Source organism: Gilliamella sp. W8128 (assembly GCF_016100545.1).
Lineage (GTDB): Bacteria > Pseudomonadota > Gammaproteobacteria > Enterobacterales > Orbaceae > Gilliamella > Gilliamella apis.
Genome location: NZ_JACFSE010000002.1, coordinates 247,470 through 261,534, shown reverse-complemented (window position 1 = coordinate 261,534; position 14,065 = coordinate 247,470). Strand labels below are relative to the sequence as shown.

Below are 14,065 nucleotides of genomic sequence, written 5' to 3'. Positions count from 1 at the left end.
TTAATAATATATTTATATGCAATTTATTGTTTTTTAGGTAACAGGTGCCGGATTAAAAATAGCTAGTGGATTGTATAATTTCCAATGATCTGACCATGGTTGTTTGCGCCCACTAGCCACATCTAGGATTAAATGGAAAAGTCTCCAACCGATATCCTCAATAGTTGCTTCGCCTAAAGCAATATCTCCAGCACTAATATCAATAAGGTCGAACCATTGTTCTGCGACAATATTACGGCTAGACATTTTAATGACAGGTACCATCGCTAATCCATATGGTGTTCCACGGCCAGTAGTGAAAACTTGCAATGTGATACCTGATGCAACTTGTTGAGCACCACAAACAAAATCACTAGCCGGCGTTGCAGCAAAAATCAGCCCTTTTTTGGTAGGTCTTTGACCAGGAGATAACACTTCGACAATCGGACTTGTGCCTGATTTTGCAATAGATCCCATTGCTTTTTCAACTATGTTATTTAAGCCACCCTTCTTATTGCCTGGTGTAGTATTGGCGCTACGATCAACTTTTCCGGCAGCAAGATATTCATCGTACCATTGCATTTCTCGAATTAGTGCTTTACCGACTTCTTCATCAGCTGCTCTTGGCGTCAGCAAATGAATACCATCACGAACTTCGGTTACTTCAGAAAACATAACTGTTGCTCCACATCTTACTAATAAGTCAGAAGCAAAGCCAACTGATGGATTAGAGGTAACACCAGAAAATGCATCACTACCACCACATTGCATTCCGACGATTAATTCTGATGCAGGCACTGTTTCACGTTTGCGTTGATTTAGACGTTGTAAGTGTTTTTCTGCCACACGCAAAATATGGTCAACCATGGCTTTAAACCCATGTTCATCTTGTAAAGTAACAAGGTCATCATCTTCTAATTTTATCGGAATAGTATCGTGAGTACCTTTAAGTAGTCTTTCAGGTTGTAACTTTTCACATCCTAAACTGATCACCATAATTTCGCCTCCGAAATTAGGATTCTTAGCTAAATTATGAATAGAACGAATTGGTACAATAGCTGCTGGAGCGTCAATGGCTACACCACACCCATATAAATGGGTCAATGGCACGACGCCATCTACATTAGGATATTTTGGTAATAAATCACGTTCAATGATTTTGGCAACATATTCAACAACGCCCGAAACACAATTAACACTCATGGTAATACCAAGTATATTTCTAGTACCTACCGAGCCATCTTTGTTGCGATAACCTTCAAAAGTATAACCTTCTAAAGGTGGTAATGGATCCGCTTTTTTAGTTGCTATTTCTAATTCATGCAATTCTGGCGAAGTTGGCATTAGTGTTACAGCTTCATTTATCCAGCTACCTTGTTTAATGTCTTTTTTAGCGTAACCAATGGTTTCACCATAACGTACTATAGCTTGTCCTTGGTTGATATCATTTAATGCAACTTTATGCCCTTGAGGTACATCTTCAATTAATTGTAATCCATTGTCAAAAATTGTACCTTTGGGTAATCCATTATTATTGACAACAATCGCAACATTATCAATTTCTTTAATTTTGATAAAAAGCGGCTTGTTAATTTGTTTCTCCATTACTCAACTCCCATTATGCTAATTAATTTTATATATTAATTAATAGCAAATTAAATTTTATAACATTTCTCATAATTTCTTCGTTATATCTTAAATCCGAATAAAATAAATAGCATTGTGCATATTCACAATTATAAGTTCATAAATTAGCTAAATATCATAAAAATACCCATAAAAGTCGCTTTGTATCACAAAATTTTGTAGTTTTATTAAATTTTTGTGAAGAACGTAACATTAATTTATGTATTTGCATATAAATAAATGTAATTTGCACTTATTTTTTGTGCTTTTACCCAATGAATTTTTATGATGAACCCCCCATACTTATTTACTATTAGTGGATTATCTTAGAAACGTAAAAAAGTCTATTTATTTTCTACTTCAGCTATACCTTTTATATTTAATAATTAAATTTAGGAAATTATAAGTTTAGGAGCTAAACATGGAAATAAACAAAACCAAACAAAAAAGGACTAACGCCAGATGGATGACGGTCGTTTTTTTATTTATAGTCACAGCGATTAACTACGGCGACCGAGCAACATTAGGTATAGCTGGAAAAGCAATGTCGGGGGAATTAGGATTTGATGCAGCAGCCATGGGATGGGTGATGTCATCATTTGGTATTGCTTATGTAATAGGACAATTACCTGGAGGATGGTTACTAGATAGATTCGGTTCTAAACGAGTTTATTTTTTAAGTATTCTATTTTGGTCTATTTTTACTCTATTACAAGGGACTGTACACTTCTTTATTGGTGCTTGGGCACTAATTATGCTTTTTACCTTCCGTTTTTTAATGGGGCTTGCTGAAGCACCTTCATTCCCTGGAAACAGCCGTATTACCGCCGCATGGTTTCCAGCTAAAGAAAGAGCAACAGCAGTAGCCATTTTTAACTCAGCACAATATTTTGCAACCGTTATTTTTGCACCAATTATGGGTTGGTTGACTCATGAGTATGGTTGGCAATCAGTATTCTTCTTTATGGGTGGATTGGGTATTTTTGTCAGTGCTGTTACTTTGTTTGTTATTCGCAATCCAAAAGATCATCCTTTAGCTAATCAAGCAGAAGTTGATTATATCGTTGAAGGTGGTGCTTTAGTTGATATGGATCAGAAAAAAGACAATGGTAAACAAGAAGGTCCAAAATTAGGTTATTTATGGCAATTATTGACCAATAGAATGTTGCTTGGTGTTTATTTAGGTCAATATTGTATCAACTGTTTAACATTCTTCTTTATTACTTGGTTCCCTATTTATTTAGCAACACAGCGTGGAATGAATATTAAAGAAGTAGGCTTTGCTGCTGCAGTTCCTGCTATTTGTGGCTTTATTGGTGGAATTAGTGGTGGGGTTATTTCTGATTTCATTATGCGCAAAACCAATTCTTTATCAATAGCCCGTAAAACACCTATCATTTTAGGCATGTTATTTTCAATGACTATGATTATGTGTAATTACGTTGATTCAATTGGACTAGTTATTTTATTTATGTCGATGGCTTTCTTCGGCAAAGGTGTTGGTGCGTTAGGTTGGGCTGTAATGGCAGATACAGCGCCAAAAGAGATGAGTGGTCTAGCTGGTGGTTTATTCAATATGTTTGGTAATGCATCAAGTATCATTTCTCCAATTATTATTGGTTATATTGTGGCATGGACAGGGCGCTTTGAATGGGCATTAGTATTTGTTGCCGGTCATGCGTTTGTTGCTGCATTTAGTTATTTAGTTCTTGTTGGTCCAATTAAACGAATGGAATTAAAGAAAAAGGATTAAATAATAAAAAAACAAATTTATGAAATGGAGAATCGTAATATGAATACTCAATCAGTGCCAATTATTACTTCAATGCAAGTTATACCTGTTGCAGGTTATGACAGTATGTTAATGAACATTGGTGGTGCTCACGGTCCATACTTTACCCGTAATATTGTTATATTAACAGATAATGCTGGTCATGTTGGTGTTGGTGAGGCTCCTGGTGGTTCAACAATTGAAAATGCATTGAAGGAAGCTTGTGCACATGTTGAAGGTAGACCTATTTCGATTCTTAACCGTATCGTAAATGATATGCATCAAGGCTATTTAGATTCTGATTATGATACTTTTGGTAAAGGTGCATGGACATTTGAACTACGAGTTAATGCTGTAGCAGCTTTGGAATCAGCACTGTTAGATTTAATGGGGCAATTTTTAAATGTGCCTGTGGCTGAATTATTGGGTGGTGGCAAACAAAGAGATGAAGTAACTGTTTTAGGCTATTTGTTTTATATTGGTGATGATAAGAAAACTGATCTACCTTATGACCAGCCACTCAAAAATGGTCATGAATGGTACAACATTCGACGCCGCGAAGCGATGACAGTTCAGTCGGTAATAGAATTAGCTGAAGTAGCAAAAGATCGCTATGGTTTTAAAGATTTTAAAATGAAAGGTGGTGTATTAGCTGGAGAAAAAGAGATTGAAACGGTCACTGAGCTAAAAAAACGTTTTTCAGATGCTAGAATTACTTTAGATCCTAATGGCGGTTGGTTATTGGAAGATGCTATACGATTATGTAAAGGGCTTAACCATGTCCTGACTTATGCCGAAGACCCTTGTGGTGCAGAAAATGGTTATTCGGGACGTGAAGTAATGGCAGAGTTTCGTCGTGCCACTGGTCTACCAACAGCAACGAATATGGTTGCAACTAACTGGCGAGAAATGTGTCACTCAATTATGTTACAAGCTGTTGATATACCTTTAGCAGATCCGCATTTTTGGACTTTAACTGGTGCAAGTCGGGTTGCTCAGCTTTGTCATGAATGGGGATTAACTTGGGGTTGCCATTCTAACAATCATTTTGATATCTCATTAGCGATGTTTAGTCATGTTGGTGCATCGGCACCAGGCAATCCAACTGCACTTGATACTCATTGGATATGGCAGGAAGGACAGGCCAGATTGACTAAAAATCCATTAGAAATAAGTAATGGCAAAATTAAACTGCATGATAAACCGGGATTAGGCATTGAATTAGATATGCAACAAATTATGAATGCTCATGAATTACATAAAAAATTAGCAAATGGTGCACGTAATGATGCTATTGCAATGCAGTATTTAATACCTGGTTGGCAGTTTGATCGTAAACGACCTTGCATGGTTCGTTAAAACAGAATTAGAGAAATACAAGAAATTTAAGAGGTTAATATTATGAGTTTATCAACGCCAATTATAACGGAAATGAATGTTTATCCAGTCGCTGGATATGACAGTATGCTACTTAATTTAAGTGGTGCACATTCACCGTATTTTACTCGAAATATTGTTATCCTAAAAGATAACTCAGGCAACATTGGTGTCGGCGAAGTACCGTGCGTCGGAACGGTTACTAAAACATTAGAAGATGCTAAATCATTAGTTGTTGGTCAATCTATTGGCCAATATAAAAATGTGATGAATCGAGTGCGTCTTCAATTTGCTGATCGTGATGTTGGTGGTCGAGGCAATCAGACATTTGATCAACGCTCAACAATTCACGTTGTTACTGCGATTGAAGCGGCAATGTTAGATCTACTTGGTAAACATTTAGGCGTTACCGTGGCATCATTACTTGGCGATGGTCAACAACGTGATGAAGTGGAAATGTTAGGATACTTATTTTATGTCGGTGATCGCAACAAAACAGATTTACCTTATCAAAGTCAAAATGATGAAAAATGTGATTGGTATCGCCTACGACATGAAGAAGCACTAACGCCTGAAAAAATTGCCCAATTGGCTGAAGCTACTTATGAAAAATATGGTTTCCGCGATTTCAAATTAAAAGGCGGTGTTTTATCAGCAGAAGATGAAGCAGAAGCAGTAATAGCAATTAAAAAGAAATTCCCAGATGCTCGAGTAACACTTGACCCTAACGGAGGATGGTTATTAGAGGAAGCGATTCGTATTGGTAAATATTTGAAAAATACTTTGGCTTATGCAGAGGATCCTTGTGGTGCTGAACAAGGTTATTCAGGGCGAGAAGTCATGGCTGAATTTCGTCGGGCCACGGGTTTACCGACTGCTACCAACATGATTGCAACCGATTGGCGTCAAATGGGACATACATTATCGTTACAATCTGTTGATATTCCATTAGCTGATCCACATTTTTGGACCATGAATGGCTCAGTTCGTGTTGCACAAATGTGTCATGAATTTGGTTTAACATGGGGTTCACATTCTAATAACCATTTTGATATCTCTTTAGCTATGTTCACACACGTAGGTGCAGCAGCACCAGGCAATCCAACTGCACTGGATACTCATTGGATTTGGCAGGAAGGTAACCAACGTTTAACGAAAGAACCATTACAAATTATTAATGGTAAAATTAAGGTTCCTGAAAAACCAGGATTAGGCATTGAAATTGATATGGATCAAGTAATGAAAGCTCATGAGTTATTTAAGAAAATGGGTCTTGGTAACCGAAATGACGCAATGGCCATGCAATATTTAATTCCTGGCTGGCAGTTTGATAATAAAAAACCATGTTTGGTTAGATAATTGAACTATTATTATCAAAAATAACTCGAGAATTTAAAAGGTAAATTATGAAAAAAATAACCTGCCACAACCAATTTAAGCAAGATATGTTAGAACGTAAAAAACTTATTGGTTGTTGGGCTGCTTTAGGAAATCCAATTTCAACAGAAATACTTGGTTTAGCTGGTTTTGATTGGTTGTTGCTAGATGGTGAGCATGCGATTAATGATGTTACCACGTTTGTACCGCAATTGATGGCATTAAAAGATAGTAGTAGTGCACCAATAGTTCGTCCTGCTTGGAATGATCAAGTTTTAATTAAGCGATTACTTGATATTGGGTTTTATAATTTCTTAATCCCATATGTAGAAACAGTAGAACAAGCCAAATCAGCAGTAGCTTATACCCGCTATCCACCTGAGGGGGTAAGAGGAGTTTCTGTTTCTCATCGTAGTAATGGCTTTGGCACTATTACTGATTATTTTACTAAAATTAATCAAAATATTTGTGTTGTGGTACAAATTGAAACTCAACAAGCAGTTAATAATGTTGAAGCAATAACTGCAGTTGATGGTATTGATGGTATTTTTGTTGGACCGAGTGATCTCTCTGCTTCATTAGGCCATTTTGGTAATCCTAAGCACCCTGAAGTGCAAGCAGCGATAAAACATGTTTTTGATGTTGCTAAAGCACAAGGTAAAGCATGCGGTATTTTGGCACCAATAGAAGCTGATGTTCATCATTATATTGATATGGGGGCAACATTCGTTGCTGTAGGTAATGATCTAGGTTTATTAAGAAGTTCAACCCAAGCGCTAGCAGATAAGTTTTTAAAGTAACGAATACTATTTTAGTCGTAAAAAAAGGAGAGTAAAATGAAAATTGGTTTTATTGGTTTAGGTATTATGGGTAAACCGATGAGCAAAAACCTGTTAAAAGCAGGTTATTCATTAGTCGTTTGTGATAAAAATCAATCTGCAGTGGATGAAGTAGTGGCTGCAGGGGCACAAAGTGCCGTAAATGCTAAAGAAGTTGCTAAACTTTGTGATGTGATTATTACCATGTTACCAAATTCACCACATGTAAAAGAGGTTGTATTAGGTAAAGATGGGATAATTGATGGTGCTAAATCTGGTACTACGATTATTGATATGAGTTCAATTGCACCATTGGCAAGCCGTGAAATTCATGATGAAGTCGTTAAAAAAGGATTGGCAATGTTAGATGCGCCAGTGAGTGGTGGAGAACCTAAAGCAATTGATGGTACTTTATCGGTCATGGTAGGTGGTGATAAAGCTATCTTTGATAAACATTATGACATAATGAAAGCCATGGCTGGTTCAGTGGTTTACACTGGTGAAATTGGTGCTGGTAATGTAACTAAATTAGCAAATCAAGTTATTGTTGCTTTGAACATTGCGGCTATGTCAGAAGCATTAGTTTTAGCAACTAAAGCTGGCGTAAATCCAGAGTTAGTTTATCAAGCAATTCGTGGTGGATTAGCTGGAAGTACTGTACTAGATGCTAAAGCACCAATGGTTTTAAATCGTAATTTTAAACCTGGTTTCAGAATTGATTTACATATCAAAGATTTACAAAATGCTTTAGATACTTCTCATGGTGTTGGAACATCATTACCATTAACTGCATCTGTAATGGAAATGATGCAAGCCTTAAAAACTGATGGTCTGGGTGATTGTGATCATAGTGCATTAGCACGTTACTATGAATCTTTAGCAAAAATAGAAATTAAATAATTAAGGTTAAGATTGAGTATGGCGACATACTCAATACTTTGACTAATTGCATAAGGATAAATATGAAAATTGTCATTGCTCCTGATTCTTTTAAAGAAAGCCTAAGTGCTATTGAGGTTGCTAATATAATTAAAAAGGGATTTTTAAACGTATACCCAAAGGCTGAATACTTTTTGATTCCAGTTGCTGATGGTGGTGAAGGTACTGTTGATGCAATGGTTGATGCATTAAATGGAAATAAAATCACAGTATCGATTACTGACCCATTAGGTGAAAAAGGTTTGGCTTTTTATGGTATTTCAGGAGATGGACAAACAGCGGTAATTGAAATGGCCGCAGCAAGTGGTCTTGAAAGAGTTCCTGTTACTAAGCGAGATGCGAAAATTACGACCTCATATGGTACTGGAGAATTAATCAAAGATGCACTAGATAAAGGTTGTAAAAAATTTATTATTGGGATTGGCGGGAGTGCTACCAATGACGGTGGTGCTGGCATGTTACAGGCTCTAGGTGTCAAGCTTCTTGATAAAGCCGGTAACCAAATTGGTTATGGTGGAGCTTCATTAAGCGAGCTTGATAAAATTGATATTAGTGAAATTGACCACAGAATTAAATTCTGTGATTTCGAAGTTGCTTGTGATGTTACTAATCCTTTGACTGGTGCGAATGGTGCTTCATTTATATTTGGTCCGCAAAAAGGCGCGACACAAGATGATGTTCGTTTACTTGATGAAAATCTGAAACATTTTGCTCAAGTAATAAAACGTAGCTTTAATATGGATATTGAATTTACCCCAGGGACGGGAGCTGCTGGTGGAATGGGGGCGGCTTTATTAGCGTTTATGAATGCTAAATTAAGGCCTGGAATTGAAATTATTACTGAAGCACTAAATCTAGATAAGCTTATTTCTAATGCAGATTTAGTTATCACCGGTGAAGGGCGATTAGATTACCAAAGTATCAATGGTAAAGTACCAGTAGGGGTTGCTAGTATTGCCAAAAAATACCAAAAACCAGTAATTGCTATTGTTGGTAGTTTGGGGGACAAGGCTGAAACTATTTATCCTTATGGTATTAATGCCATGTTTAGTATTTTAAGTAAAGTTGCGACTTTGTCGGAAGTACTAGAATCAGCAACGGCAAAAGCAAATCTTTATCAAACCTCAATGAATATTGCCTTAACACTTAATTTAGGCCGTAACCTTAAATAGTCATAAATACCCTTTATCAGTATCCTGATAAAGGGCATCATAATCATATTATCGTTTAAGTGCTGACAAAGATCTGCGAATAATAAGACAACAGATCGTAATGAAAACAAATAATCCTAAATATTGAGACATATTGCCTAAGTCAGGGAATATTGCCAGAGGTGCATCTCCACCACCATTAGTGACACTAATGACAATCACAATGGCAAGTATAACACCAACTAAACTTTCACCGACGATTAAACCTGATGCAATTAAGGATGCTTTACGATCTACTTTTTTGAACTCAGTTTCTGGATCTAAATTTAGTTTTTCTGCTTTCACATATGCCTGACGTTTTACTATCCATGATAATAATGAACCGATAAATATAGCCATTGTAATACTTGGTGGTAAGTAAATACCTAGTCCGACAGCTAAAGCAGGTAGACGGAATTTAGTTTTCTTTTTGGCTAAAATTAGGTCAATGATGATAACTGTTGCGCCTACCGCTAAACCTATCAAGATCATTGTCCAATCTAGATTATGAGAAAAAATTCCTTTAGCAATGGTTGTCATCAAAGTTGCTTGAGGTGCAGCCAATACTTGGGTAGGGTCCATATTTGGACGAGGAACCGCACCAGTAAAACCATAAGCGTTATAGAGTATTTCAAGAATAGGGGCAATGACAATTGCACCAACAACACAACCAATCAAAAGTGCTACTTGTTGTCGCCATGGCGTAGCATGAACTAAATAACCTGTTTTCAAATCTTGTAAATTATCATTCGAAATACATGCAATTGATAGCACAACACTAGTTGTGAATAGGGCTAATGCAGTGATAAAGTCAGTTCCTTCTACAGAGGATAACATACCATGTGTTTCACTTAAGCCAAGTAATATTAGTGAAATAGCTATAGCAGCAACAATGGCAATACCTGATATAGGACTGGCTGAAGAACCAACTAAACCAGCCATATAACCACAGGCAGCGGCAACTAAAAATCCCATAACAAACGCAAATAAAACTGCACAAATGACTAGCAACCAAGCAATACCAGTTGATAAACCACTATCAGAAATAAAAGAGTAAAATGTTGCAACTAAGATAATTAACATGCCAGCCATAATCATAAAAATAGTTTTTGGTGACAAGTCTCTATCTGTTCGATCAATATCGTTTATAGAAATATCTGAGCGAAGTGTTTTTAACGATGTTTTTAAACCTTCAATAACTGGTTTGATTAAAGTCAGTAATGTCCAGACTGCGGCAATTGCTATGGTACCTGCACCGATAAAACGAATATCTGTGGCCCACAATCCCATTGCAATTTTAGATAGAGGTTGGGATGTATCATAATCGGTAAGGGCACTTAGGATTGGAATACCAAATCCCCAAGCTATAATGGTTCCGATTAATACCGCAATTCCTGAAATAATACCAATTAGATAGCCAGCACTTAGTAATGCTAATGAAAATCCCATTGGGATCTGAAATATTGATTTACCACCAGTAAACCAATAAGCAGTGCTATCAGATAATAAACGAAATCCATTAGTAAATAAGCTCACTGTAGAGGCAATAATACCGCCAAATACGATATCCTTTAATCCATCATTTGCTTCTTTATCGTTAGTTTTCGAACCAGCTTTTAATATTTCAGCAGCAGCGACACCTTCTGGATAAGGTAAATCACTTTTCACTACCATAACATGACGTAATGGAATAGAAAATAATACCCCTAACATGCCGCCAGCAGCGCAAACTGAAAAGGTTAGCCAGAAAGGAAAATTACTCCAATATCCCATCATTAATAAACCTGGCATAACGAAAATAACAGAAGATAAAGTTCCTGCAGCGGAAGCTTGAGTTTGCACCATATTATTTTCTAAAATTGTCGATCCTGAAAATAATCGTAAAATAGCCATGGAAATGACTGCGGCAGGAATGGCTGATGAAAAAGTTAATCCGACTTTCAAGCCTAAATAGACATTGGAGGCTGTAAAGACGATAGTAATTAAAGCACCAAGAATGGTACCGCGTAGTGTAAGTTCTCGTAAATTATTCATACTACCTATATATTAAAGTTAAATTGATAGCCTGTTATTATATACTTAATTATGCTTTATCTGCCATTAATTCTACAATTAAGTTCATATTTTGCCTATTTTTCTTGATTTATTTGCTGTAAGTTATTTTTATTCTTAAACAATAAAATTTGTATATTAAAGATTAGTCACAGCGTAATTATGCTATGCTGGTCATATTCTTAATCATTAACCAATTGTGAGAAAAATGTTAAGAGAATTAAAACGATTGCAGGATATTACTAAAAAGTTGCGTAACCCTATTGGTGGCTGTGAATGGGACAGCAAACAAACTTTTGACTCGTTAAAATCTTATACTTTAGAAGAGACCTATGAAGTCTTAGATGCAATTGATAGACAAGATATGGTTGAACTTAAAAGTGAACTGGGTGACCTACTGTTTCAGATTGTGTTTTATGCGGATTTAGCCAACCAACAAGGTTTGTTTAATTTTGATGATATTTGTCAATCAGTGGCTGATAAATTGATAAGTCGTCATCCGCATATTTTTTCAAATAATACGAGTAAACCAAATTGGGAACAGCTTAAACAACAAGAACGCGATAAGCGAGCACAATATTCGCTATTAGATGATATCCCGACCGCAATTCCAGCATTAATGAAGGCTGAAAAAATTCAAAAACGTTGTGCATCAGTCGGCTTTGATTGGACTGAACTACAACCAGTTATAGCTAAAGTTAAAGAAGAACTTAATGAAGTTGAACAAGAGTTAGCACAATCAACTATTGAGCAATCAAAAGTTGAGGAAGAAATCGGCGACCTATTGTTTGCTACCGTCAATTTAGCAAGACATCTAAAAGTTAAATCAGAGTTATGTTTACAAAATGCTAATAGCAAGTTTATTAGGCGATTTAAACAAGTTGAATTGCTACTAAAGCAAAAAAATCGCAATTTAGTTGATGCAACACTTGAAGAAATGGAAGATGCATGGCAAATTGTCAAGCAAACAGAAAAATCATCTAGCGAAGTAAATAAAAATGACTGAAAAAAAAAATGAATTATATCAAGAAATAGAGGCTTGGTCTCAAAATGCTATTTTACATAGCCCAACGTGGAGTATTAATCAATTGGATTATTCTGAAAAGAGTATTACTGTTGTTGAAATGATTATTGGTGAAATGGCAGATAAAAGCTTTGGTCTTCCTGAAGAACAACTCAATATGATATCACAAGAATATGGCTGTTATTTGTTATTAACTGCACATAAATTATATGGCGGTCAGTTCTATTGGAATCAAGAATTTGAACAACCAATGTTAATTTGCTGTGAGCCCGATGCCACTATTGCGTTATTAACATGGAATAAAGTAAAAGGACGTTTATTGGGTGATAAAACCGATCATATTGCTTATTTTTTGGATGAATTTGGTAAAGCTACTTTTCAACCAGAAAAAGGCACTCAACGTGTCTATTTATAAAAAGTGACTTATATTATCATAAATAAACCCGCCATAAATTAGCGGGTTTAAATGTTGAATTGGAATTCAAGCGTCGTTTTTAAACTTCTAAGTAATCCAAGATTCCTTCAGCAGCTTTACGGCCTTCACTTATTGCCGTAACGACTAAATCAGAACCACGCACAGCATCTCCGCCAGCAAAGATTTTAGCATTCGAAGTTTGATAACCTTTGCTTTCTGGGGCAATTATTCGTCCTCTATCGTCAAAATCAACCCCATGTTCAGCTAACCACGGCATTGCATGCGGTTTAAAGCCAAATGCCATTACCACCGCATCCGCCGGTAACACAAATTCTGAGCCTTCAATAATCACTGGTGAACGACGACCTTTCGCATCGGGTTCGCCAAGCTCTGTTCTTACCATTTTTACGCCAGTAACATGCCCTACATTGTTAATTTCAATGCTCAGCGGTTGTACATTGAATTGGAACTGCGCGCCTTCTTCTTTGGCATTTTTAACTTCACGTTTAGAACCAGGCATATTGGCTTCATCACGGCGATAGGCACACGTCACTTCAGTCGCACCCTGACGGATAGACGTTCTTACGCAGTCCATGGCAGTATCACCACCGCCTAATACCACGACACGTTTATTTTTCATATCTACATAAGGCGCATCGTCAGTTTGTTGGTGTTGCATAATATGTTTAGTATTAGCAATTAAAAATGGTAATGCATCATAAACGCCATTAGCATCTTCATTTTCAAGCCCGGCACGCATTGATTGATAAGTACCAGCCCCAACAAAAACGGCAGTAAACTCAGCAAGAAGATCGGCTAATTGTACTGTTTTACCCACTTCAGTATTAAGGCGGAACTCAACGCCCATTTCGCTAAAAACATGTCTACGATGAACTAAGACCTCTTTATCTAATTTGAAGGCTGGAATACCGAATGTTAATAAACCACCGATTTCAGGATGGCGATCAAAAACGACAGGGGTGACACCATTACGTACTAAAACATCAGCACAAGCCAAGCCGGCCGGGCCAGCGCCAATAATTGCGACTCTCAACCCGGTTTTCTCCACGTTAGAGAGATTTGGTCTCCAGCCCATTTTAAAGGCTTCATCGGTAATATAACGCTCAATACTACCAATAGTTACCGCACCAAATTCAGCATTCAAAGTACAAGATCCTTCACACAGACGATCTTGTGGACAAACTCGACCACATACCTCAGGTAAACTATTAGTTTGATGAGATAACTCAACCGCTTCTAAAATTTTACCTTCAGTAACTAATTTTAACCAATTTGGAATGTAATTGTGGACTGGACAACGCCATTCACAATAAGGGTTACCACAAGCAAGGCAACGATCTGCCTGTGCTTGAGATTGCGAAGCTGAAAAGCCTTCATAAATTTCTACAAATTCAATTTTACGAATGTTTAGCGATTTTTTAGGCGGATCGACACGTTGTAAATCGATAAACTGATAAACATTTTGACTCATATCGT

The 14,065-nt window shown here is 36.7% G+C and carries 11 protein-coding genes; 8 read left to right on the top strand and 3 right to left on the bottom strand.

Annotated features, from left to right (window positions below; all coding sequences use genetic code 11):
* Positions 1-33 precede the first annotated feature (33 nt).
* The gene (gene garD, locus H3U97_RS02800; protein WP_370545671.1) at positions 34-1,572 is read right to left on the bottom strand and encodes a galactarate dehydratase; all 1,539 of its coding nucleotides are present in this window, start codon (positions 1,570-1,572) and stop codon (positions 34-36) included.
* Between the two features lie 454 nt (positions 1,573-2,026).
* Here garD and H3U97_RS02795 point away from each other — a divergent pair, with 454 nt between their 5' ends.
* From H3U97_RS02795 to H3U97_RS02770, 6 genes are all read left to right on the top strand, one after another.
* Positions 2,027-3,358, top strand: a complete 1,332-nt coding sequence (locus tag H3U97_RS02795) for an MFS transporter (protein WP_034900846.1) — start codon at positions 2,027-2,029, stop codon at positions 3,356-3,358.
* Positions 3,359-3,397: 39 nt separating this feature from the next.
* Positions 3,398-4,735 (top strand): enolase C-terminal domain-like protein, encoded by a 1,338-nt coding sequence (locus tag H3U97_RS02790; protein ID WP_065577657.1) that lies wholly within the window; start codon positions 3,398-3,400, stop codon positions 4,733-4,735.
* A gap of 42 nt (positions 4,736-4,777) precedes the next feature.
* Positions 4,778-6,112 carry a glucarate dehydratase gene (gudD, locus tag H3U97_RS02785; RefSeq protein WP_034900842.1) on the top strand — a complete coding sequence of 445 codons (1,335 nt, stop codon included), beginning with the start codon at positions 4,778-4,780 and terminating at the stop codon, positions 6,110-6,112.
* Positions 6,113-6,159: 47 nt separating this feature from the next.
* Entirely contained in the window at positions 6,160-6,930 is a 771-nt protein-coding gene (gene garL, locus H3U97_RS02780; RefSeq protein ID WP_034900840.1) for a 2-dehydro-3-deoxyglucarate aldolase, read from the top strand.
* A gap of 36 nt (positions 6,931-6,966) precedes the next feature.
* Complete coding sequence (gene garR / locus H3U97_RS02775) at positions 6,967-7,848, top strand: 2-hydroxy-3-oxopropionate reductase (RefSeq protein WP_086357481.1); 882 nt, start codon at positions 6,967-6,969, stop codon at positions 7,846-7,848.
* Positions 7,849-7,910: 62 nt separating this feature from the next.
* Positions 7,911-9,059 (top strand): glycerate kinase, encoded by a 1,149-nt coding sequence (locus H3U97_RS02770; RefSeq protein WP_086357482.1) that lies wholly within the window; start codon positions 7,911-7,913, stop codon positions 9,057-9,059.
* Between the two features lie 48 nt (positions 9,060-9,107).
* Here the strand turns inward: H3U97_RS02770 and H3U97_RS02765 are convergent, their stop codons facing one another.
* On the bottom strand, positions 9,108-11,111 hold the full coding sequence (locus H3U97_RS02765; RefSeq protein ID WP_198197994.1) for an OPT family oligopeptide transporter: 2,004 nt from the start codon (positions 11,109-11,111) through the stop codon (positions 9,108-9,110).
* Between the two features lie 226 nt (positions 11,112-11,337).
* Between H3U97_RS02765 and mazG the strand changes: the two genes are divergently transcribed.
* Positions 11,338-12,135: a nucleoside triphosphate pyrophosphohydrolase gene (gene mazG / locus H3U97_RS02760; RefSeq protein WP_198197992.1), complete on the top strand. Its 798-nt coding sequence runs from the start codon at positions 11,338-11,340 to the stop codon at positions 12,133-12,135.
* Positions 12,128-12,568: a hypothetical protein gene (locus H3U97_RS02755; protein ID WP_198197990.1), complete on the top strand. Its 441-nt coding sequence runs from the start codon at positions 12,128-12,130 to the stop codon at positions 12,566-12,568. Before mazG ends, H3U97_RS02755 begins: the two co-directional genes overlap by 8 nt.
* A 79-nt stretch (positions 12,569-12,647) precedes the next feature.
* Here the strand turns inward: H3U97_RS02755 and H3U97_RS02750 are convergent, their stop codons facing one another.
* Positions 12,648-14,060: an FAD-dependent oxidoreductase gene (locus H3U97_RS02750; protein ID WP_198197988.1), complete on the bottom strand. Its 1,413-nt coding sequence runs from the start codon at positions 14,058-14,060 to the stop codon at positions 12,648-12,650.
* Between the last annotated feature and the right edge of the window lie 5 nt (positions 14,061-14,065).

Coding starts and splice junctions, on each gene's coding strand:
- H3U97_RS02795 (WP_034900846.1), top strand. CDS start 2,027: ATGGAAATAAACAAAACCAAACAAAAAAGGACTAACGCCAGATGGATG.
- H3U97_RS02790 (WP_065577657.1), top strand. CDS start 3,398: ATGAATACTCAATCAGTGCCAATTATTACTTCAATGCAAGTTATACCT.
- gudD (WP_034900842.1), top strand. CDS start 4,778: ATGAGTTTATCAACGCCAATTATAACGGAAATGAATGTTTATCCAGTC.
- garL (WP_034900840.1), top strand. CDS start 6,160: ATGAAAAAAATAACCTGCCACAACCAATTTAAGCAAGATATGTTAGAA.
- garR (WP_086357481.1), top strand. CDS start 6,967: ATGAAAATTGGTTTTATTGGTTTAGGTATTATGGGTAAACCGATGAGC.
- H3U97_RS02770 (WP_086357482.1), top strand. CDS start 7,911: ATGAAAATTGTCATTGCTCCTGATTCTTTTAAAGAAAGCCTAAGTGCT.
- H3U97_RS02765 (WP_198197994.1), bottom strand. CDS start 11,111: ATGAATAATTTACGAGAACTTACACTACGCGGTACCATTCTTGGTGCT.
- mazG (WP_198197992.1), top strand. CDS start 11,338: ATGTTAAGAGAATTAAAACGATTGCAGGATATTACTAAAAAGTTGCGT.
- H3U97_RS02755 (WP_198197990.1), top strand. CDS start 12,128: ATGACTGAAAAAAAAAATGAATTATATCAAGAAATAGAGGCTTGGTCT.
- H3U97_RS02750 (WP_198197988.1), bottom strand. CDS start 14,060: ATGAGTCAAAATGTTTATCAGTTTATCGATTTACAACGTGTCGATCCG.